The sequence below is a fragment of the Haloarcula sp. NS06 genome, from assembly GCF_051122755.1.
GTDB lineage: Archaea > Halobacteriota > Halobacteria > Halobacteriales > Haloarculaceae > Haloarcula.
Genome location: NZ_CP184847.1, coordinates 1 through 21,944 on the forward strand (window position 1 = coordinate 1; position 21,944 = coordinate 21,944).

A 21,944-nucleotide genomic window follows, 5' to 3' on the forward strand; every position below is an offset into this window, starting at 1 on the left:
GCACCAAGCAGTGATGCGGAGCGGAGTCGCGTGCGTCGGCAGACCGAGGTGACAACCGATGCACATGGTCATTTACACGCTAGTTGAGGCATCGACACGAGATGATGCGCTCGCCACCGGAAAGACGGTGTTCGATCGACTCGTCGGCGCCGTGCCACACGCAGGTGCTGTCTTCGATTACTACGTGTGCTTTGACGAGGAGGACACGACGGTCGCTGGAACGGCCCGTTGGGGTGATCTCCCGGTTGCAGCTTCTGTGGAATCCGATGAGGGCGAGGAGCTGCTCGAACGCGGCTGGGAAGCCACGAAAGAGGAGTTTCAGCGGAATCTCGACCGGGTGAAGGAGGCACTCGACGAACACAGCGACGAGGAGATCATGCGCGATGCGGACCTCGCCCGGCACGCATTCCACCAGGTCGGTGCGTACGACGGGCCTTCGGTCTGCCTGTATGACGAACATGGCAGCGGCATCCGGCATCGAGGCCAGTTGGAGCGAATTCTCGACGAGAGTGACGATCTCTGGATTGTGCCGGCGGACATCCACTTCTGAGGGAACAAACCGGCCAGCTGCTCCGTGGTGCAGTGACCGCAGAGCATTTTTTTCGCCCCCTGAGGGGTGCGGGGGTGCTCGAACGAGCACACCTCGAATAGAACGATGAGTGGAACTATCGACTCACAATCAGTCGAACAGACACGCCCGAGAAGTGACCGTGACGTCGTCTACGTCGGCTATCGACAGCGAGGCCGCGCCATCGTGGAGAAACAGCCCGGTCAGGAACGGCTCACTCCAAATCGGAGTCTCGAGTTGGCGAGTCACAGTCCCTCTGGCTTCGAATGGGGATACGGGGGCAGTGGCCCGGCACAACTCGCGCTCGCGCTCCTGCTCGATTACTCCGACGACGAGGAGGTTGCGCTAGCGCAATACACGGAGTTCAAAAACCAGGTCGTAAGCCAGTTGGATTGCACTGGTCCCGGCGGGCGCTGGCGACTCACCGGCAGTGACATCGACGCAGTCCTTCGCGAGACATCCGACGAAGCGGCCGCACCGTCTATCTGAGCACCAATCACTGAGAGTAACATATGTCGGAACACAACCAGCCGTCTCGTGCGGATGTCGAATCGATAGAGAACAGTGAGCGGCCGTCACCAACGGAATACGTCGAACGCAGCGACGTCGGTGTCTCGCTGACCGTGAAGCTCAAGCGCGGAACCGGGACACGAGATGAAGACCAGATCAAAGCCAAGGTGAAAGCGAAAACGCTCGAAGACGCCCGAGAGGACATGGAGATCCTTCGAGCGTACGTTTACAAACTCGCCGAGGACGCCCGCCAAATCCAACCCGAGGAAGAAGACGAGTAAGCAGTCTAGCGGGTCTCACAAAACGATTTGGCAGGCCACAAATTTCGACTCGTTTTGACTGAACTATCTGTTCAATGTGTGTGCGAACTTATTGACTGAGTGTGGGTGCTCGGCGGAATCATCTCGATATTTTGAATTGGCCGCTTGCTGTTTCCCCGATATGATGACAGACGAACTCGGATCCTTGCTCGAATGGTTCGACCTGAAGGACGAACTTCGGACGGGATGGGAACTCCGGAATGTCGACTCGCCTGAATCGGTCGCAGCCCACACGTGGGGGACAGCGGCGCTTTGTCTGCTCTATGCCGACCAAGAAGATGTTGACCGCCAGAAAGCAGTGACGATGGCCCTCATTCACGACCTCGGCGAAGCTCGCACGGGCGATATTGCAACCCGTGCGGAGGACGGACGCCAGACCATTCCCACGTCCGAGAAAGAGACGGCTGAACGGAGCGCGGTAACCGATCTCGTCGGGCCCTTCAACGATTCCGAACTGCTGTCGCTCTGGGAAGAGTACGAAGCCCGTGACACCCCGACGGCACAGTTCGTCAAAGACATGGATCTTGTTGATAATTGTCTCCAGGCGCTCAAGTATGAGCGCCAAAATAGGTACGATGAAGCCGAAACAACTGACCACTTCACCGAGTTCGAGAATCTAGACGAGTTCTTTGCTACCGCCGCGCCACGCTTCCAGACAGAATTCGGCCAGGACCTGTTTAAGCAAATCAAATCGGAATACGAAAGCGAAATCGGACGACCTTGCCAACTATGAATTAGTCTTTGTCACTTACAGGTTCCTCGGTCAGTGTACACCCTGTATTGACCGTTCACTCTAGACTCAACCTCGCACGTTTATATACCACCCAAAATTCCGGATGTAGAGACCATGAATCATGGGATATCTATCGGTATCCGACGTTCGACCGACTTCCTTGGGGTCACAAACTGGTCAGATTGGGGGATCGCTGGCCAACTGAGCGGCATATCAGCGGTGGTCCACTGTGAGAAGGCTATTCTTAGGACTTCTACCCAACATTCTGAGCAGAACATAAAAACATGCGAAGTTGAGTCTAGAGTCAAAGGCGCGTGACCGATTCGATGACACGCTCTTCACTGTCCTAGCAGACACCAGACAAAGCTGTTTCACCATCTCAGCAAGAGCCACGTCGAACAAGATTATACACCAGATTTCATCAGGCTGATGTCTATGAAAAGTGAACCGGAATTCACCGGACTGATGTAAATATACGATGAGACACCGAATTTCTAAGGATATGGGACCTCGGAACTCGTCAACAGAAAGCTTTAGCGTCACTTTCACTCCGGTTGGCTCGCTCTTATGGCAGACTCTTCCGTACTGCTTTGTATGTCGAATCTCGACCCAATCGCGTTCGATATCGAGACGTCGGGTTTTCACGATGATGCTGTGGTTACGGTTGCTGGCTTCGCACATGACCTCGGTGAATCACTCATCTGCAACCTTGACGGACGTACCGCCGACCGGAAGGCACTCGTCACGACGCTCGACGAACACTCCGATCGGACGGTTCAACTTGAGCTCGTTGACGATGAACGGGCACTCCTTGAGGCCGTCGCGACGTTCGCAACCCACCAACTCGATGGCGACCGCCACTACCTCACCGCGTTCAACGGCGAAACCTGGGGCGGCGGCTTCGACCTGCCGTTCTGCCGCACTCGGTTCCTTCGACACGGAATGGACTGGCCGTTCGGTGACGTTGCCTACGCCGACATGATGCAGATCGTCGACCGCTTCGACACCAACGATCAGAGCGATCTCGTCGGCGTCTACGACGCCCTGATCGGTGAACAGACCTGTGACCCCTTCGAGGACAGCGCAACGGCTGTCGACGCCTTTGAGAACGGTGACTGGCTCCCGCTGCTGGAACACAATTTGGCTGATATTCAGCGCACTCGAAAACTGGCCGACCTCGCTGCCCGGTTCGTCCCGAAGTCAGACTTCTCGATGAAGAATCTCGAACCCCCGCGTCGGTAGATTGCGATTAGTGCGATAATCACGATCAGAATACCCTAATACTGCGTTGCTGCCGACTATCCTCCAAACGACCAGAATCTAGTTTGACTCACTCAAATTCTCCAAGTGCTCACTTGAGGGTGTGGAATATGACCTTCAAAACACAAACTGAATGATCTGATAGGCGAGGTCGATAAGGTATAGAAACAAATTTTTGATCTTTGAGACTAACCGTCCAGCATGGGTCGGGATGACCTCATCGAGCATCTGCAAGACTTAGCCAAGGAACTCGGCAAAACACCCACCACAGAAGACATGCACGAACATGGGCAGTACTCTGCTCAGGCGTATTACTACTACTTCGACACGTGGGAAGAGACACTCGAAGCCGCGGGGTTTGAGTCGACCAAAACAACTCGTAGTGATCTGATCAAAGATCTCCAGCGGATACAGGAAACCATTGGAAACCCATCCTCATGGGCCGACGCAATCAGAGAACGCGGCAACCATCCTCTCTCCCAAATTTATTCGAAGTTCGGTGATATCGACTCCGCTCTCGATGCGGCCAATATAGACAAAGAAGAACAGTCTCTCATCAGTAAAGAAGAGATAACTGCCGAAATCTCGCGGCTGGCCACTGATGGAACACCCCCAACGGCTAATCGAATGGATGCGGAGGGTGCTTACTCTGCACGGACCTGCGGGGATCGCTTTGGAACGTGGAACGATGCTGTCCGCGCTGCAGGGTACGAACCGCTTGGAACATCAACCGAGTATTCCGATGAAGAACTTCTCACCGAGATAGCGCGTCTTGCCGAGGAGTTCGGGCGGCCACCGACAACGAGAGAGATGATCGAGCACGGAGAATACACTGCCTCTGTCTACTTTCGGCGGTTCGACTCTTGGAACGACGCGGTAAGTGAAGCCGGATTTATTCCTCACAAAGAGCGCCCCGAAGGCGGCGAGCAACGCATTCCGCCTTCGGAGTTACTCGATGAAATCGAGACAGTCGCAGATGAGGTTGGTGGGCGACCGACGACCGAGGATATGCTTGAGTATGGTACGTATTCGATAACGCCATACGTGAGGCGATTTGGCTCGTGGAACAACGCACTCGAACAGGCGGGCTTCAGTCCGTTCACTGGAACCACCGAGGATCTGTTCACACGGGATGAATTGCTCGCTGAGATTCAACGAGTGGCTCAACAGGTCGATCGGCCGCCGACAACAGAACAAATGAACGAACTGGGCAAGTACTCGACTTCCCCGTATCAACAGCTGTTCGGGTCGTGGGTAGAGGCTCTGGGAGAAGCCGGGTACGAACCGACGACCCACCAGCTCCGCCGATACGAGCCCTGAGACAGCAGCACACCAGCCATCGATAGGGCGACCGTCGCCGACGGCGATCTCGTCGCTGTCGTGGAAGCATGGCTCCGGTCCGGCGACGTGATCGACGTGATCGTTCTCGACGAACACGCCCGCAGCGAGAGTGCGACTGAACGTCTGCGGATGCAGGTCAGCGTGGAGGTGGCTCGATGAGGGCCTGCAAATCGTCAGACGCACGTCTGACGCAACCTGTTGCAATAGCCGACGTATTTAACACACAGCCGACCAAACCGATTCAACATCAAGCACAGAGAATATACTCACCGCTAATCGGTGAGAGGCAGGATGCCGGGGTCGTCCCACCGACCTCGGCTGAGAAGGTGATGAACGCCAACGATCTGTCGTTCTCACCTACTGTTTCTGACCGGGATAGAATAAGCGTTGTGCCCGAACAGCGAGAGCCATCTCTGCGCAGTTTGGGCCTATTCGTGTCGCCAGAGAGCCGTTAGAGGGTCGTACTCGACGCAAATGACGAGTATCACCGTTCGCCCCGAGGGGTCGATAGACTCCACAGTAGGTCTGAGGCTGGGTCCAGATGCCGTGTCCAGCCCGCGGGCTCTCAATCGTGCTCTCTGGGAGCCCGATACGCAACTCTCGGATGCACTCTTGACAGCGCTACGCCAACTCCTCGTGGGTGTGCCTCGCGACGAGTGGCGGGCGAAACTGATCGAAGAGTGCGGTGTCACGGCGCTCGCTGATGAGATTCCCGGCGTTGGTGCTGAACACCACTACGCAGCACTCGCTGCCCAAGCAGCCGACTCACAGTTGCAGTGGTTCCGGCTGTTGGAAGTGTCTCGCCAGCTCGGTGGCACAACATCTATCGGGACCCATTCATCGCTTGCTGATGTACTGGAGGGGCCGATCGCGGTGCTTGAAGCCGCCGACGTCCAGCCAACGCTTGCCGTTGACGTGCGTGAGCTGTGGGACCTCTCTCGGACCCAGCGCTCGTCGCTGATCGAGTTCCTTGTCGAATTGAGTGCTGGCCTCGACGTGATCCTGACTAACGCAACGCCGCGCGTCCAGCGTCATCTGCTGACCGGGTTTGATGAGGTCCTGCCGGCCAGCGTGACTCACTCCCTGGAGTCGCGCCTATATGGCTCCGACTCCGTGTCGACCAGAACTGCCCAGCGCCGCCAGCACGTCCGGGAGTTGCTTGCCGACCGTGGCGCACGCCACGAGGACTGGAAGCGTCTCTACGCCGTTGCAGACGCTGACAGAGAGCAACTGACCTACGACGCGCTGCAGAATCACACGCTCTTGGAGTGGGCCTCTCGTGAGGCGCTGCGCGCGTGGGTGAAGCGTATGGCCGACCTCGACTTGGTGAAATCTCATGGCTCCGGAGATCGGACTGTGCGGTTGCTGCCGGCGGGTTATGCGCTGCTGGACGAACACCCAGACTTCTCGATTGACTCGCCGTACGTCCCGTCTGCTGGCGGTTCGGGCCGTACTGACGAGAGCCAGCAGGGAGCGGGTTCCGGCCAGCGGGCCGATTCACCCGGCGTTACTGACCCCCCAAAATCTCAGCACAGTACCGTGTACACCCCAACCGCCGAGAGAGAGGAGGGGGACCGGCCCGACGGCGAGGCCGCGACCGCCACCCGCGGCGGCTCCAACACCGCGCCGACCGTCTCATTCCTTGACGGGCACATCCACGATGGGGCCGTCTCGGCGGCTGCTCCCGGTGAAATCGCGCTTTGCTCCCGCACAGTCGACTCGACTGGCGACTCCCGTGGGGTCAGCTACTCATTCTTGAAGGAACGCGATGAGATCGTTGTCGAAGTCGAAGCAGCCGGCTACCAGGTCTACACAGTGGTCCGTCTTTGTGCGGCGTTACTCTCGGAACCGGCGTTTCAGCAGGTCTTAACGCAGAATCGGCTTGCTGGCGGGCCAGATCGGTCTGGACTGGACGGACTCCCGGTGTCCGACCCGTATCTCCTCCGCGATGGGGGGTGTCTGGGCTATCTCCGGAATCAAGACGCTACCGCCGAAGGCCTCCGGTCCCGGCTTCGAGACGCTCGCGATGAGCTACTCCAGATGACGACCGACGTCCAGGGCAACGGCGACGAGAACGAGAGCCTCTCGACGGTGATGCGCAACGCCCACGGCCTGCTGGGAACTGTCTCCCGGATCTATGATATGCTTGACATCGATATCACTCGCGTCCTCAAGGTCCCTGACTGGGCGGTTGAAGATGGAACTCGCCGAGACAATCTCGCGAAGATGATCGCAATTCAGACTGCGGTGTCCAGCCGCTACGGGCTCTATTCCGCGTACCGAGTGCTCTACGAGGACCGCGAAGAGAAACGGTCACAACTGCTCGCGACACCCGACGTCGATGCAGCGGACCCAACCGGTGACACGACCGGCAGCTGGGTGCTTGCTGGCCCAACGGTCGACTCGATGCGACCCCACCTCGAGGATCTTGACGATCATCTGGATCTGCAGGACGGCGCCGATGGGTTCTCAGCGTTCATGCTGAATCTCGATATCGTCGATGGTGATCGTCGTGATGCCGTCGCCACTGCGCTGTCCCGGCAACTGAGCCTCAAATCGTTGAAACCGACCCGAGAGACGGTCTCAATCTTGCACGCCCTGACGAGCGGAACGTTCGCTGCGGCGCGGGCTGTCTTCCACCTCGGCGGGGAGGCGGACCAGCCACGGACCCTCACGACCGACGATCTCCGGTATGCGCTGTCGGAGCTGGATGTCGACGAACTCCTGCCCGATTTCGGCCCCCGGTCAGTCTCCGAGGCTGTCGCGATACTGCTGGATGTCGATGAACCCCTGGCGACGGGTGACCTTGCCGACCTTCTGGACGTCTCGACACAGACGCTTCGGAACAACGAGACGTACTTTGCCGACCTTGAGGCCGCTGGCGTCATCCAACGCGAGGATCTTGGACCGGGTCGAGCGACGGAATGGCGGATTTGCTTGCCATTCGACGGTGAGGAAGGCGATTTACGGACTGCAACCCCTTCCCCTGAGGTGGACACAACGGCCTACGGGCCGGCGTTCTCCGACGAAATGGCTGTTATCGCGGAAGTTCTCTACGAATTGGGGCACCAGGAGATCGACTACGGCGGTGAACTGACGCTGGCTGTGACAGGACGTGGTGATCGGTTCGACGAGTGGCTGGACCAGCACTCCAGTTGTCGACCGGTCTTGTCGCTGGTCGCTCACCTGCAGGGGACGACGCTGGACAAACTGACTACTGGGACCGAATCAGTGCGTTACCAACCCCCCAAATCGGTCGTGCTGGGGCTTGATCCCGATCCAACGACGACCCAGACTTCGCTCGTCAATTCTGCAAACTAGAGAGCAATCCGCCGATCTGGACGATTCCCTCTGCGAAGTTGTGATTAGCGCGATAATCACGACCAATAGTTGTTCCAATTTGTGAACCCGAGTACAACGGAGTGGAAGCTTCCCCTTCTTTCGTCGCAATTCTCACTCTCAGGTTCGTTAGCCAAGGCTGGTTGAGCAGTCATCTCACCTCAGGAAGGGTGTGTTTTTGAGTATATTTTACATTTGTCCCAGATGAGAATCATACAAATGGCTGGTTCGGAGGACTACAAGCAGTCCGGAATAAACTCGTTCAGACTCGCTGTTGAGTTGTTCAATCGACCGTACGATGATGGTCGAGTAGAAGCAGTCCTGATACAATTGAACCATGCTTTTGAGATGCTCCTCAAAGGGGTAATTCTCGAACAAGGTGGTCATATTCGAGATGATAACGGGGACGGGAATACTTACGGATTCGAAACCTGCGTCAACATCTGTCGTTATGGACAGGATAGCGACGGCTCTCTAAGATGTATTAACGAGTCCGAAGGGGCAGTTCTCCAAGTGTTGAATCATCAGCGAGACTTTGCTGAGCACGAGCAAGTCCAAATCAGCGAGGGACAACTATACCTCCAGTCACGCCAGTGCATCGAGATATTCCAGAAGGTACTGGAAGATGTGTTTGGTGAACAACTTTCGAACTACCTACCAGAGCGGGTTCTCCCTTTGGCGACGCTGATGCCGGTAGATATTGTCAACCTCGTCCAAGAAGAAGTAACTAGAATCGAACAACTAATGGAAGAGGACCGGGTTGAAGAAGCACGGAAGAGAATCAAATCGTTAGAATCGCTTGAACGAGGACTTAATGATGACGGCCAGACTCCAACACAGGCCGAAATTAACGATCGACTCGCCGAAATTGTAAGTGGAGAAAACTTGGAAGGTGTATTCCCGCATGTTTTCGCGGCTCTTTCTGGCGAGGAAGATATTGGACAAGGCCGGAGGATTCAGTTTGGATCCGAGGAGGGACTCCCGGCGACGTACGTTCCTGAAGACGAAATCGACGAGGACACAGATGTGCATCTATTCACGGAAAAGAATCTCCATGATCGGTATCCACTTAATCCGTTCCAACTTCGAGACGATATTAATGAGCAACTTGATGATGAAATCACGTGGGCTCGGTGTAAAGCGGTAATGAGAGAGATTGGCGTTTTGGATAACCGCGACTACCACCGGGAAGAGATTTCACTCGGTGAGGGAGATACACGCGAAGGGTTCAGTCGAGATACTGTCGACAGAGTCGTGGAAGCTATTGAAGCTGGGCTAGATCCAGATGACGCGTTTGAGAAACACGGCGATGATGTGTGGCCTTGAAATAAGTGGTTGGCGCCGCCACAATCGAGTGATACTCGCTGAATCTGCTGAACCGTGACTACAAACATTCACGTTCCCCGGCTATCAGCCAATCTAAACAAGCCGGAAGTCATCATCGCTCAATAATTGAGTGGTGAGAGGGGGAAAGTATGAATATGCCATAATCAGTGTAGTTTCATATCTAATGTTACCCTCCCTTGACGCGCTTGTAGATAACTCGAACAACACCCTCGAAGATGTTTACAAGACCGTCGTCCCTGAATGCGAGGAAATTCGCATTGCAACCGGCTACTTCTATTTATCTGGCTTTAATCTCTTCAAAGAAGATCTTGAGAATCTTCGCAACCCGGAGGAACTCGAACACGCCCCATTTCGCATCCTGATGGGTCGAAAGACCGACCAACGTACCGTAGACGAAGTCAGTGAAGGACAAACGTTACGTGAGCAGTTTGAGCAGGAGGTTAAGGAAGATGTTGAGGAACTGAACAACGCACAGATTGAACGACTTGACCGGCTACGGGATTTCATTGCAGAGGGACTCGTTGATGTTAGGGTTCGAAACCCCGACTCAGGATATTTTCATGCGAAAGGCGCCAGCTTCCGCGGTGCAACTGACGACCCGAGTCTACGGAACGGTGATCGCGACCAGCGAGGTGCGGTCACTATCGTCGGATCATCGAATTTCTCACAGTCAGGCCATCGTCACAACGTCGAACTCAACCTGACCAGTCAGAACGGCAGCGACGCCGAAGCGTTCGAAGAATGGTATGACAACCAATGGGCTAACGGCGAGGAGTTCTCTGAGGAAATCATTAACATCATCGAAGAGACCGATCGGTACCAGCAGTGGAAGGAACAGCAGGATGAGGACGATGATGAAGTCGAAGATGAGGTAGATATTGGAACGTATCTCGAACCGTTCGAGATGTATAAACTGCTGGCGTATGATGAGCTGAACGGCAACGTCAGCATTCGTGACAGCCCACTGTACTATTTCCAGACACTCGGCTACGAGAGTGCAAAGACGAAACTGTCTCAATATGATGGCTGTATAATCTCTGATTCAGTCGGTTTAGGGAAGTCGTTCATCGGAAGCGAACTCCTCTACGACTACCGAGAACAAGGTGACCGTTGTCTCCTCATCGTCCCAGCCAACCTAACCGATCAGTGGCGCGATCTCCTCCAAGACGCCACAGACGAGGACGGAGACCCGTTCTTCGGCCTTGAGGTTGATGGAAAACACTTGCAGGTCATGAGCATCAGCAAATTCCAGAACCTCACATACGATGAGGTGAACGCTCTAGACGACCGCTTTAACGTAGTGCTCATCGACGAGGCACATCGGTTCCGAAATCATGGGAAGTGGAATCCAAATCCGGTCGACGACGACGATTACACGGGAACTCGGCGACATGCGAACGCTCGCCTCCTCCGGAAGAACACGATGATCATGCTGACTGCGACGCCAATAAATAACTCAGCGACCGATCTCAAGAATCTCATCGGATTGTTCACAGACGAAAACGAGCTGATGAACAAAGCGTCGCTTAAATTTAGCGCCTTCGACGACTACATTGACCTTGCTGCCGAGCGGAAGCGAATTGCTGCCGGTAAAGAAGAAGCCACTGAGCAGGAGCAGCGACAGATGACAGAGAAGCTCAAGCGCCACTCGGACGAGATTTCCGAGATACTAAACGAAGTGATGGTACTTCGAACTCGAAAGCACGTCAAAGAGACGCTTACCGATCAAGATGACTTCGATATGAGCTTCAAACCTCCCGAACTCAACAAGGAGCAGTATTCCCTCCCTCCCGCCTATCAGCCCATTTATCGGATGCTCCCGGACGTGATGGATGCGCTCCACCTCCCACACATCACCATCAAGAATCCACAGGCAGGGGGAACACTGAAAGCACTCTACAAGCTAAATCTGTTGAAACGCCTCGAGTCCTCCACCTATGCCTTCGTCCAGTCAGTGCAGACGCTACACGAGAGTGAGCGTTCGCTCCTTGGATTCCTTGATGGACTTCCTGACGACGAAGATATCGATGTACTGCGTACAATGGGAGACGATGCAGCAGAAACGACACTAGAGGATTTCGTTGAAGGGGAGGAAGCAGCTGAAGATGTAGAGCAAACGCTCGAAGAGTTTGGATTCGATAGTGGTGCGCTTCAAGCAGATGGGGGCGATGCAGATGACGAATTAGCCGATGCCACGGTGGGAGAGGTGAAAACGTACATTCACGAAGACTTGACCCTCCTTGCGTACTTCCTCTCCCGGTTCATCGGTCGTGTAGCCCGAGACTCAGGTTCTATCGCGGACATGGAAGTCAGAGCTGGAACAGTGGCTCGCTGACCACGGTGCAGCAGTTCTTCCCGACGTATCGGAAGATGACCCGAATCCTATCCTCTACCCCCAGCACGACTTAAGCGAAGCCGACACTGCCACACTGGACTTCTATGAAGCCGTATTCGCGCTCCGGGAGTTCCGTGACCCCAAGATTGAGCGGCTGGCCGAAGTTCTGAACGGATACGACCAGAAAGTTCTCATATTCACTCAGTACCGCGCTACCGCAGACTACGTCCACCGGACACTCGTCGACAACGAGTCCTCACCCATGACGATGGAAAACAGTGCGGTCGTAAAGGGTGGAGACGAGAACAAGCAAGACATCATCAAACGGTTCGCCCCAGAGGCGTCGGGATATCAGCAGACACTGGCCGAAAGTGACGAGACTGAGTTGCAGTACGTGGTTGCAACAGACACTCTTAGTGAAGGAGTTAACCTTCAGGACATCTCAGTGGTCGTAAACTATGATCTACCTTGGAATCCAATGCGCATCGTCCAGCGGGTTGGGCGTATTGACCGAATCGGTTCAACGGCGGACAAGTACGTACACAATTTCTACCCTGACGGAGATATAGAGGCTGCAATCAAACTTCTAGAACGCTTGCAGGCGAAAATCAACGATATTGCACTCATCGTCGGAAAAGAGAATAACATTCTTGATCCGAACGAAGATGCGGTCCTGGAGAAAGCCGGAGTCGAGACAGAGAAAACTATCGGAGAACTGGAGATTGAGGAGATTGAGTCGTCGATTCGAGAGTCCCGTGACGTGACCGACTATAACGAGTTGGACGATACCTCCAAGAATCCACTGCTACGGAACGCTGGAAGTGACGAGAATGCGGCATTCGAGCGTGTGCTCCTCAAGGAGGAGCTGAATGAAGACTATGGACTCTCTTCGGAGGACTTCGAGTTTGCAGAGGACTATTTCGATGAACCCACCGATGAACGAGAATTCCTCTACACGAACGCTATTGGCCACGATACCGGCCCGCGTCCGGGTGTGTTTGGTCTTGTCCATCTCTGGTTCGAGAACGATGAGACTGGAGAACCCGAAGATGCACCGCTTGGGCGTGTACGTCGAGCGTTGTACTACAAACCATTCAGTGGTGAGCTGAAAGAGCGGCCCGTCGGTTCACTCGCCATTGAACCGGAAACGCAGGGTGAACAACTTTCCGGGAACACCGACAGGGTAATCGCGAACAAGGAGTCGATTGAGGAGCATCTCTCCGAGCGGTTAGAGGAGATACGTGAAGGCCAGGTCAAGCAAGTGTTCAGCGGCGGTGGCCAGTCAGCTACCCAGGAGATGCTACTCGACATGATGCAGATGCGAATCCTTCCACAGTATGGTGACCAGCCAGCTCCTGTAGACGGGCATGACACGGTCGGGGAGTGGACGAATGCTTTGTTCGATCGACTGGATCGAGTAAAACTCGAACACACAGATGAAGACCGAGTGTTGCGAGAGACCTTCCGGGAACACCCGGACTATACCTCGCTGGGCGACTGGCCGGTCGAGGAGTTCCTTGTCGAACTAGAGGCATTCATCGAGGACAATATCGAGGCATCTGCGGAGTATCAGACTACCCTTGTTGGTGAGAGCGCCGTCCAGGCTCGACTCATCTGCTGGGGCGTCATCGGGCAATAATCGAGTCCCCAGTCTATTCTATCGGTGGTCGGAGGTCGATACGAACTTTGTCTCCTCTCTCAGCACACTGGAAACCCACATTCACCAATCAATGTCGCCGACTTTCGATCGCCGGAGCTCGGAAAGGCTCATCTCATGTTCTGGATGTAGCCAGTACGGGTATCCATTAACGTTGAATTCACGACCGGTTGCTTGTTCGAGTACCTCCTGAGCCAGAGCAGTGAAAGAGTACTCTGCACCGCTTTCCAGCCACTCTACGTTGTCACTCCGTCCCGTCTTCCCCGTAATCCGGCCTCGCCAGAAGTTGTCTTCTGGGTCGTACTCGCGCTCAGCATCGTCTGGTAGGCTTTCCTCGTCGAACAGGACGACGTCTCCCTCTTTGACGAGCCCTGCCTCAAGCAGAACCGTAATCGCCCTTTCAGCGCGACTCGACGACCGACTCTGCTGACGTTCCTTCTGCCGGCGCTTGGCCATGTACTCCTCGGCCTCTGGGATAGGGAGAACTTGGCGGGCACTGACGAACACCTCCTCGTCACGTTGGTGGACGTCCAGTTCGATGCAGGTGATATCCATCCCATACTCACGCTCGAGCCATACGACTGGGGTTGTAATCTCCGGGCCGAAGCTGCCCGCGGCGAGTAAAATCCGTGGCCGGTCATCCAGGACGAAGTCCGCGTAGCCATCTTCTGTGGTGACGACGTCCTCACCAAGGAATTCACTGAATTGCTCGCCGACGGCTTCAGGCGTGAGTTGGTCGTCTTCGTCGCGGCGATTGTTCCAGAACGCTCGGTAATCCTGTTGGAGTTCCTCTGCACTAATCGTTGAACAGTAGCTTGCGTACTTGATAGCCTGGAGATCGGTCGTCTTGTCTGCGCTATCCCGCTTCAGCTCGATTATGACGAGCTTCCCATCGGGGTCAAGCGCCAACACGTCGGGGCGTTCGGCTGTGCGGTCAAACTTAGCGTACTGGGACGCGACGACCAGAAGATCTTCCCCAAGTATCGATGGCGTTTCGACAATCCATTCCTCAATCTCCGCCTCGGTTAACTTGAGAGAATCGAAGCTGGTGGGCTCGAGAGCTGTGACACCGTTCTCATCAATGTGATAGACCATCTGTTTCAGTCAGCTCTGTTATGGTTTGGGGTCTTCCTCTTCCAACTGTTCGAATTTCTCGAATACCATCTCAATATAGTCTTCAGTCATGATCCGGGGATCTTTGACGCGGTGGAAATCATCGAGAACAAATCGGACTTCTCTCTCAGTTAACCCATAAGCCTTGAACGCACCAGCGTCGATTTCAGCCTGAAGCTCACGCCGTGTTTGAGACTCGGTTACCGGTTCAATATCGCCTAACTGCTCCCGAATCTCCCCGAACTCATCCCCATAGCAATTGAGCTGAACTGCTCGATCGGCGATGTAGTGGAACCAGTCGTCCCCGTCAGTGAGGCGAGGGAGTTGTGCCTCTTCAATCACGTTCATCGACATACTCGTGTCTAATTTCGTCCTCACCAGGTAGTCGAACGGAATGCTATTTAGTAATCCGAGCGCGACGAACAGTTCTTTGCCCTCGAAGATGGGTTCATATACACTGTGAAGCGGTTCTTCATTGAGATCCTCTTCTTGTGGGTTCATTTCGTGGGGGCGAATTACCGGTGCCTTGTGATGGCACACGATCCCTTCGGGGATTACGGTAGAAATGAAGCTCCGCTCGTTGGTGGTGTTCGATATCTCACGGAATATCAGCCTTGGCTTGGCACAGTCGAGTAGCACATCATCGACCGATAGCGGCCCTCGCCCATGTTCCTCGAGTAAACTATCGACGAAACTCACCTGCGACCCAGTACCATCGAACTGATTATATATGGCAGTCTTGAGCCGTTTTTTATCCTTGCCTCGAATACGCTGTTTCGCACTCAAATCGGGGTCAACATCCTCATTGACGCTCCAGAATGAAGGGTCGCTGAGGTCGTCACGGAGGCTGTTATCGTACTCGTACTGCCAAAAGTTCCCGCCTCCATAGACTGGGTAGTCCCCCTCTTCTTCAGACTCGACGAACCGGTCAGAGTCACGTGTTCGATTCAACTCTTCTTTGTAGATGTCGATATACCACCCGTCCTCCGAGTCATCGCTCATACTCGGATGCTTGATGATGCTCTTGACTAGTTCGAGTTCTTCTTGAGTCTGGACTTGTGGGAAGATACGAACTCTCGGGGAATACTTCTTCAAAACTTCCAAGGGGATATCAAATGCGGTTTCATCAATGTCCGAAAGAATCCCAGTGTTGTCTTGTAAGAATTTCCCGTGAAGAACGTCAGTAGAACCCGAGTTCTTGAAAGTGGTTATTCCAAACTTGTGTTGACCGTGGATGTCAAAGATTCCATTATTCTCGAAGGTTATCACGTCTTGTAGTGCTGCCTTAGAGAGTAGGTGGTCTCGAAGATCACTGGCATTTGTTCCTACAAATATCTTGTTTGGTAGAATTAATGAGACATAGGAGTCCTCGCGGGCTATTTTGAAAACACGCTCAAAAAAGAGTGCAGAGAGATCGTGTTTCCCTTGGCCACCAACATCTGGGGATTGGAGCTGATATAGGGAACTCTTCGTTATGAATGTCGAGAGGGACTGTGTTCTGTCTTTGTGCTGTTCCCATCCCTCTTTAACTGTCTCATCTTCAAGTAATTCTTTTTCTTTTTTGTCTTTCTCTGATTTCGGCCTCTGCCGAAACTCTGGGTCATGTTTAGTGAAGTATTCTTCTCGGTCGGAGGTAAGCACCTCCCACGGAGGATTCCCGATGATAATATCGAACCCCCCGTCGTCCCACACATAGGGGAATTCAAGTGGCCAGTGGAATGGGGAGTAGTCACCTAATTCATCGTCACCGACCTCGTCAAGTCCAGCTGAGTGGAACTCCGACTTTAGTTCACTATCGAAGTCCTCCCTATATTCCTCAATCAGTCCTTCAGCCTTGTTTCTCCACTTAGTTGCTTCATCGCTCGTATCGGCTTCACGGTGTTTCTTAATCGCTTCCGATATCTCACGGTATCGGTTCCGAATGTTCCAATCGCCAATCTTGCTGTTTTCGGTCTCATCAGGGTCAGAGTACCCTTTCGGTTCGATCGTCTCCAGATATCCGATGAGGGAATTGCCCTGCCGAATGTTGAAATCGATGTTTGGGAGTGGTTCAACCTCACTGGGCTCATCCTCGATGTCAGCAACCATCGAGAGCCATAATCGAAGCTTGCAAATTTCGACAGCTCCATCATCGATGTCCACCCCGTAGAGGTTATTGAGAATAATCGACCGCTTCGCGTACAGCGAAGCACTCCCACGTCCCTCTTTGATCGTCTCCAATTCCTCGACGGTTCGCTCCTCCAGTTCCCATGTTTTCCCCTTGTCGTCCATCTGCTGGAAGAACTCGATACACTGCATGTAAATGTCCAACAGTACTTCTTGGGCGGCGAGCAGGAATGCGCCGCTACCAACTGCTGGATCGAGGACACGAGCGCCCTTCAGGAAGTCGTGATACAGCGTCTCCACGTGCCGTGTCTCGACGTTTTCCGTAGGTACCTGCGTAGTGACTACACCGCCATCGGCTAGTGCTTCCACGCCGCTCTCAGCGTCCGGAGCAGGGAACCCAAACACATCGTCCATTTCTTCGTAGTTGGCGCCAATTTCCTCGTTGAGCTGGTCGAGAAGGTACGGGTGAATCGTCCGCCGAGACATGAACCCGGTAATCTCCTCAGGCGTGTAGTACGCCCCCATCTCTTTCTGGTTGACCGTCTGCTCGAAGATGTGGCCGAGGATGGCTGGCGAGAGGTTCTTGGGATCGACGATGTCGAGCCGCTCGTCCACGTTCCAGTTCCAGTCTGAGAGGAAGTCGAGGATGTCACCGAACAGTTCGTTGGTGTGCTCGGTCGTATCGCCGAGGCGAGCGTCCTCAAATTCTTCCTCAATGGGGTTCTTCGAGAACAACCCACCGTTGAGGTACGGAAGTGCGCCGAACTCTGTACTCTTTTTGCCCTTTTCGGCGAGGAAATCGAAGAACAGCGGCTCATAGAATTCTTCGTAGACGTTTTCGCCTTCGTCTACGCGTTGTTTGTGGTGGTCATGGAGGTAGTTCGGGTCGCGGTCGAGCAGGCGTTTCTCTTGGATGAAGTAGAGGAAGATCATCCGGTCAAGTGTGACCTGCACGTAGCGCTGCTTGGCGTCCCCGCGGTCGTCGGGAATACCTGCGACTTCCTGCACGAGTTCGGTTCGAAGAGTCTCGAACTGCTGGTAGAACTCTTTGACGACTTGTTTTGTGTCGTAGAGATCGTCGTAAATCGCTGCCGCTGAGCCGAATTCAAGACTGTTGAGTTTCTGGAGGATGGTATTCTTCTCACCCGTCTCGCTGGTCATCTGCTCCTTCGTGAACGAGAGTTTCTGGTGCTTGATACGCCCGTGTTGTTGTCCATTGAGCGCCCGAGTTCGGGTGAGGAAGGTAAACTCCTCGTAGTCGTTGGTGGCGACGAGGTTAGTTCGACGTCGTCGGTCGTCAGGTTTGAAATCGGAGGCCGATTCTCCTGGCCCAGCTTCGACGAGGACGATGAACTCGCGGTCGGTGAGCTGGAGGACGAGCTCGTTGTCGTCTCCAAGGTTATCACGGACTTTCAGACCACGCTTTTCGAAAGTAGATGCGACATCAGAGAGTGAATCCCAGCCAGCGATGTCCTTCGCTGTAATCTGCTGGAGTGTATCCATGGGATTACCTTCTACCATGGCCTCATAAAACTACACACGATTGGAGGGTGTAGGCAAGGCTGATGTCGATAATGGACAGCCGGATTTTGTGTTGGGCAAGATTGTAGCCGTGGTTGCCTTCTCTGTCTCTTATACAAATTCCTCGGTAAAAATCAGAAGAGCAGAAAGGAAGTGCTTTCTACGGTCCAGCGAGAAGGCAGGTGGTTTATGTGTTTAGTCGCCGCCACAAAAAGTATGCTTCTAAGTGGGCTGTGCGGTGATGTGAACCGATTTCTGAGCTACTCCGGGAAGAGCACATAGCCACTCCAAGAATGACCAACAACCCGTTTCATGAATCGATGGACAGGGCCTTACAGGGCAAGTACGCCCGTGTCGTCACAGAGGGGCGAACCTACGAAGGATGGGTCGAACGTGTCCACCACAACCGAGGCAGTGTCGTAATGCACACTGTGACCGTCGACGACACAGAGGAACTCGGCAGTGTCTTCATCCGCACGCCAGATATCGTTGAGCTCATCAAACCACAGAAACGGGTCGAATGGTGGGATGTCAACGAACTCCAGCCGTTCCCCGACCACGATCTCGATTTCGAACCGAAGGATAGCATAATCCGGTCTTGCTACCGCAACCAGTACGCCAAGAGCTTCCCCGTCGTACGAGAGGATGGGACGATTATCAACGGCCACAAACGCATCAAAGCCGCTCGTGTCGCTGGTCTCGATCACCACCCCGTCGAAGTCATTGATGTGACCGACGACCAAGCCGCCGAGTTGTTCGCCGTGGCGCACCGGAGTCAACTCAACAACACCTCCGACGACGCGAACGAACCCAAAGATGGCCCAGAAGCCGAAGAACAGGACAGTTCCGGCGACGCTAACAGTAGACAAGACTGAACTGCAGCAGGTGCGGTCTAAGATATCGTGGAACAGTTCATCGCGTAGTTTGTTTCAGAACTTTTAGAACTATCTGCTCAATACGCCTGCGTACCGACCGCCTGAATTCCTAGGCAGGTTGGTATATCTTCTGAAGCTCTGGCGAAACCCACGGCGCGTATCAGCTACACAAAAAACTGATTCTCCCCAGTTTCTAATCAAGTCGAATATTCAACCGATTTGTCGCTGAGGCGAAATTTTAGTAAAGTGTCAGTAGAAATGTCGTTTCATGCGTCGACGCAATTACCTCGCGGTAATCGGGACGGGACTACTCGCCGGCTGTGGCGGAATCTAGTGACGGTGGCGACGGTGGTGGGAGCGGCACGACCATGACAGCGGAGGGCGCGGCCGAGCCCCCGACAGATACGGCCACGGCCACCGAGGCGTCAACGCAGGCTGAGGAATCAACGCCAACAGAGACAACGACGCCAGCGGCAGTGGTTGACTTGAACGTCGAAGGTGTGTCAACTCGCCAAACCGAGGGGTCGTTGTACAGCGGTATCGTCGCCGAGGGGTCGGTGACCAACGCCGGCAACGCGCCGTCGGGCACAGTCGAGGCGACGTGCGACTGGTTCGATGGCGATGGAAATTACGTCGCCTCGCAGCCTACGTTTTGTGAAACTATCGGGGCAGGCGAAACGTGGCTGCCGCTGTTCAACCCGAGTATGCAAGTAGATGACCCCTCGAACCTCGCCAGCGCCGAGCTGGCAATCTCCGGCGGTCAGGACCCACCGAGCTTCAACCCAGAAGGGATCGAATTAATCGACTCGACGTTACGGGCAAGTGAAGAACAGGCGCTAATCCGTGGGACAACGGCTAACAATCGTAGTAACACTGTTTCATATCTCGAAGCTAATGCAAAATTCTATAACAGCGATGGCTCGATTCTGACGACAAACTGGACCAACGTGACGGATCTGGCAGCCGGGGAGTCTTGGCAGTTTGAACTCGACTCGCTGCTGACAGACCGCGCCGGACAGGTTGAGAGTGGCGAAATCCTACTGACGACGGAATCGCTGTAACAGTAGTCGCAAATACAGAGGATTGTTGCCAAACTGAGTGAAACAACCGTCGGATTCGTGATATTGTGATTTTTGATCTGATAATACGTTCGACTGTACTGACCAACTCGAAGATACGAAGACCGAGTATGAGAACCGGTATATGACACCCTCGCGGCCAATTTAAGTTGTCACATGGACGCCGTGTGTCTGACGTATCTTTACGTATGCGTATACGGATACGTTAGCGTATATGCCAGACTCAGCACTGAGAGCGGCCACATTCCTCGATAAGGGGGGCGTCGGAAAGACGACTGCAACAGCCCACCTAGGCGTTGCACTTGACCGTCACGGATACGATGTTCTCCTGCTCGACCTCGCCGGGAAGCAGGGCGACCTTGCCAAACACTTCGGTCTCTGGGAGGACGTCCAAGCTGGCGAGGACCGCTGGCCGAATATCACAACCGTCTTTCAGGACCAGTGGGAGAAAATCGCTGAGAAGCTCCCCACACCCGTTGACGATCTTATCATGCCAACTGGAGAGGGGCCAGACCTCATTCCTGCTCACGAGAGTCTCGATGGTCTTGATGCGACGCTTGGCAACATCGACGATGCAGCGGAGCGATACAGTCGACTCGATGAATTTCTCACCGAAGATGTGGCTGATGACTACGACGTAATTCTACTGGATTTGCCGGGCAGCACGTCGAATATCGCGTATAACGGTTTATGGGCGGCTGGCCATGTAGTTGCTCCTGTCCGTCCTGGACCATTCGAGGCTGGGCAAGCAGAGCAGTTGCGCCAAGATCTGGAGACAATTCGTAATGAGCAAGGCGTCTCAATTGAGCTCGTGATGGTGCTGCTAAACGAGGTTGATGAGCGGACGAAGGCGGGGAAAACCTATCTCGAAGAGTTCCAGACTGAATATCCAGATTCGCTTGCGCCGACACAGATTCCATCGTCGCAAGATGTGCAGAACGCACAAATGAACGGCGGGACGCTCTTTGCGCTGGAGCGACGCTCAAAGACAGCAGACCGGGCCATCGAGGCATACGAAACCGATGCAGGGGTCCTCGTAGATCGACTGGGGGCCGAGGAATGACCGAAACTGATGACGAATTGGAGGAGTTGCGAGAACAGACTGACGTAGGAACGCGGGCGGAAGCGGAGACCACTAATGACGAGACAAGCGAACTGGAGGATGCTATCGTCACGTTGCTTGGTGAGGTAGAGAGTGGTGACGTGTCGAAAACGCTCTCAGTTCGTGATGAACAACTTGCTGCACTCATCCGAGGACTCGAAGAAACTGATAGTCTCGCGGACGTCGGCACGCCCCTGAAAGAGGAACTCGGCCGTGATGACGACAAAGACGTGACCGACCGGAGCGAGTTACTCCGCCTCGCCGTACGGCTTGGGCTTCAACAGGCAGCACCGGAGGTAGTTGAGACAGCTCGAGACGCTAACGCACGTCACGCCAGCAAGCAGTTCTGATATTCGTATACGTATTTGTATTCGTATTCGTATACGGCCTGCATCTTTGCTATTAGCCTTGATCGTGAGTTGCTCAACAGGATCTTAGGCGATTGACTGGTGAGACGTAGCGGAGGCTCCTGTCTGTCGCCGGTGCTTGGCATCGTGTAGCCATTTTCATCGCACTTCGGACAGGGGTTTATATGTCAATTTCACCCCGATTTGACCGATCTATCATCGCCCGTATATGCGGATATCAGTCGTTTCAGGCACTCTGAAGCGAGAAATTGCCCCAAATGCGCGCGTGGGACGGCGCGGGCTCGCATTGCAAGGGATTTCGGGGTCCCAACGCGCGCCGTCCGGCGCTCGCGCGATGCATGGCGAACCCTCTTCTTCAGATGTTTTCTGA

General features: G+C 54.4%; 16 protein-coding genes. 14 read left to right on the top strand and 2 right to left on the bottom strand.

What is annotated here, in order from left to right:
* Positions 1–58 precede the first annotated feature (58 nt).
* The 10 genes from ACODNH_RS23485 (at position 59) to ACODNH_RS23530 (ending at position 13,392) form a co-directional block, all read left to right on the top strand.
* Positions 59–550: a hypothetical protein gene (locus ACODNH_RS23485; RefSeq protein ID WP_006186967.1), complete on the top strand. Its 492-nt coding sequence runs from the start codon at positions 59–61 to the stop codon at positions 548–550.
* Positions 551–655: 105 nt separating this feature from the next.
* Positions 656–1,057, top strand: coding sequence for a DUF6166 domain-containing protein (locus ACODNH_RS23490; RefSeq protein ID WP_006186966.1), 402 nt, complete (start codon positions 656–658; stop codon positions 1,055–1,057).
* A gap of 23 nt (positions 1,058–1,080) precedes the next feature.
* A complete protein-coding gene (locus tag ACODNH_RS23495) occupies positions 1,081–1,359 on the top strand; it encodes a DUF7389 domain-containing protein (protein WP_012289570.1) in 279 nt (92 codons plus the stop codon).
* Between the two features lie 160 nt (positions 1,360–1,519).
* Positions 1,520–2,131 carry an HD domain-containing protein gene (locus ACODNH_RS23500; protein WP_010890466.1) on the top strand — a complete coding sequence of 204 codons (612 nt, stop codon included), beginning with the start codon at positions 1,520–1,522 and terminating at the stop codon, positions 2,129–2,131.
* Between the two features lie 594 nt (positions 2,132–2,725).
* A complete protein-coding gene (locus ACODNH_RS23505) occupies positions 2,726–3,373 on the top strand; it encodes a hypothetical protein (RefSeq protein ID WP_434531927.1) in 648 nt (215 codons plus the stop codon).
* 219 nt (positions 3,374–3,592) lie between these two features.
* The gene (locus ACODNH_RS23510) at positions 3,593–4,711 is read left to right on the top strand and encodes a homing endonuclease associated repeat-containing protein (RefSeq protein WP_434531928.1); all 1,119 of its coding nucleotides are present in this window, start codon (positions 3,593–3,595) and stop codon (positions 4,709–4,711) included.
* A 663-nt stretch (positions 4,712–5,374) separates the two neighbouring features.
* The gene (locus tag ACODNH_RS23515; protein ID WP_434531929.1) at positions 5,375–8,053 is read left to right on the top strand and encodes a replication protein H; all 2,679 of its coding nucleotides are present in this window, start codon (positions 5,375–5,377) and stop codon (positions 8,051–8,053) included.
* Positions 8,054–8,290: 237 nt separating this feature from the next.
* The gene (locus tag ACODNH_RS23520) at positions 8,291–9,397 is read left to right on the top strand and encodes a DUF3644 domain-containing protein (RefSeq protein WP_434531930.1); all 1,107 of its coding nucleotides are present in this window, start codon (positions 8,291–8,293) and stop codon (positions 9,395–9,397) included.
* A 184-nt stretch (positions 9,398–9,581) separates the two neighbouring features.
* Positions 9,582–11,753, top strand: a complete 2,172-nt coding sequence (locus ACODNH_RS23525; RefSeq protein ID WP_434531931.1) for a DEAD/DEAH box helicase family protein — start codon at positions 9,582–9,584, stop codon at positions 11,751–11,753.
* 193 nt (positions 11,754–11,946) lie between these two features.
* On the top strand, positions 11,947–13,392 hold the full coding sequence (locus tag ACODNH_RS23530; RefSeq protein ID WP_434531938.1) for a helicase-related protein: 1,446 nt from the start codon (positions 11,947–11,949) through the stop codon (positions 13,390–13,392).
* An 81-nt stretch (positions 13,393–13,473) separates the two neighbouring features.
* Here ACODNH_RS23530 and ACODNH_RS23535 read toward each other — a convergent pair whose 3' ends face one another.
* Both ACODNH_RS23535 and ACODNH_RS23540 read right to left on the bottom strand, forming a co-directional pair.
* On the bottom strand, positions 13,474–14,505 hold the full coding sequence (locus tag ACODNH_RS23535; RefSeq protein ID WP_434531932.1) for an endonuclease NucS domain-containing protein: 1,032 nt from the start codon (positions 14,503–14,505) through the stop codon (positions 13,474–13,476).
* Between the two features lie 18 nt (positions 14,506–14,523).
* On the bottom strand, positions 14,524–18,132 hold the full coding sequence (locus tag ACODNH_RS23540; RefSeq protein ID WP_434531933.1) for an Eco57I restriction-modification methylase domain-containing protein: 3,609 nt from the start codon (positions 18,130–18,132) through the stop codon (positions 14,524–14,526).
* Positions 18,133–18,443: 311 nt separating this feature from the next.
* On the opposite strand from ACODNH_RS23540, the gene ACODNH_RS23545 reads away from it, so the two are divergent.
* The 4 genes from ACODNH_RS23545 (at position 18,444) to ACODNH_RS23560 (ending at position 21,556) form a co-directional block, all read left to right on the top strand.
* On the top strand, positions 18,444–19,025 hold the full coding sequence (locus ACODNH_RS23545; RefSeq protein WP_434531934.1) for a ParB N-terminal domain-containing protein: 582 nt from the start codon (positions 18,444–18,446) through the stop codon (positions 19,023–19,025).
* A 320-nt stretch (positions 19,026–19,345) separates the two neighbouring features.
* The gene (locus tag ACODNH_RS23550; RefSeq protein WP_434531935.1) at positions 19,346–20,086 is read left to right on the top strand and encodes an FxLYD domain-containing protein; all 741 of its coding nucleotides are present in this window, start codon (positions 19,346–19,348) and stop codon (positions 20,084–20,086) included.
* A 232-nt stretch (positions 20,087–20,318) separates the two neighbouring features.
* Positions 20,319–21,167 carry a ParA family protein gene (locus ACODNH_RS23555; protein ID WP_434531936.1) on the top strand — a complete coding sequence of 283 codons (849 nt, stop codon included), beginning with the start codon at positions 20,319–20,321 and terminating at the stop codon, positions 21,165–21,167.
* On the top strand, positions 21,164–21,556 hold the full coding sequence (locus ACODNH_RS23560; protein ID WP_434531937.1) for a hypothetical protein: 393 nt from the start codon (positions 21,164–21,166) through the stop codon (positions 21,554–21,556). Before ACODNH_RS23555 ends, ACODNH_RS23560 begins: the two co-directional genes overlap by 4 nt.
* Positions 21,557–21,944 lie beyond the last annotated feature (388 nt).

Coding starts and splice junctions, on each gene's coding strand:
- ACODNH_RS23485 (WP_006186967.1), top strand. CDS start 59: ATGCACATGGTCATTTACACGCTAGTTGAGGCATCGACACGAGATGAT.
- ACODNH_RS23490 (WP_006186966.1), top strand. CDS start 656: ATGAGTGGAACTATCGACTCACAATCAGTCGAACAGACACGCCCGAGA.
- ACODNH_RS23495 (WP_012289570.1), top strand. CDS start 1,081: ATGTCGGAACACAACCAGCCGTCTCGTGCGGATGTCGAATCGATAGAG.
- ACODNH_RS23500 (WP_010890466.1), top strand. CDS start 1,520: ATGATGACAGACGAACTCGGATCCTTGCTCGAATGGTTCGACCTGAAG.
- ACODNH_RS23505 (WP_434531927.1), top strand. CDS start 2,726: ATGTCGAATCTCGACCCAATCGCGTTCGATATCGAGACGTCGGGTTTT.
- ACODNH_RS23510 (WP_434531928.1), top strand. CDS start 3,593: ATGGGTCGGGATGACCTCATCGAGCATCTGCAAGACTTAGCCAAGGAA.
- ACODNH_RS23520 (WP_434531930.1), top strand. CDS start 8,291: ATGGCTGGTTCGGAGGACTACAAGCAGTCCGGAATAAACTCGTTCAGA.
- ACODNH_RS23525 (WP_434531931.1), top strand. CDS start 9,582: ATGTTACCCTCCCTTGACGCGCTTGTAGATAACTCGAACAACACCCTC.
- ACODNH_RS23535 (WP_434531932.1), bottom strand. CDS start 14,505: ATGGTCTATCACATTGATGAGAACGGTGTCACAGCTCTCGAGCCCACC.
- ACODNH_RS23540 (WP_434531933.1), bottom strand. CDS start 18,132: ATGGATACACTCCAGCAGATTACAGCGAAGGACATCGCTGGCTGGGAT.
- ACODNH_RS23545 (WP_434531934.1), top strand. CDS start 18,444: ATGACCAACAACCCGTTTCATGAATCGATGGACAGGGCCTTACAGGGC.
- ACODNH_RS23555 (WP_434531936.1), top strand. CDS start 20,319: ATGCCAGACTCAGCACTGAGAGCGGCCACATTCCTCGATAAGGGGGGC.
- ACODNH_RS23560 (WP_434531937.1), top strand. CDS start 21,164: ATGACCGAAACTGATGACGAATTGGAGGAGTTGCGAGAACAGACTGAC.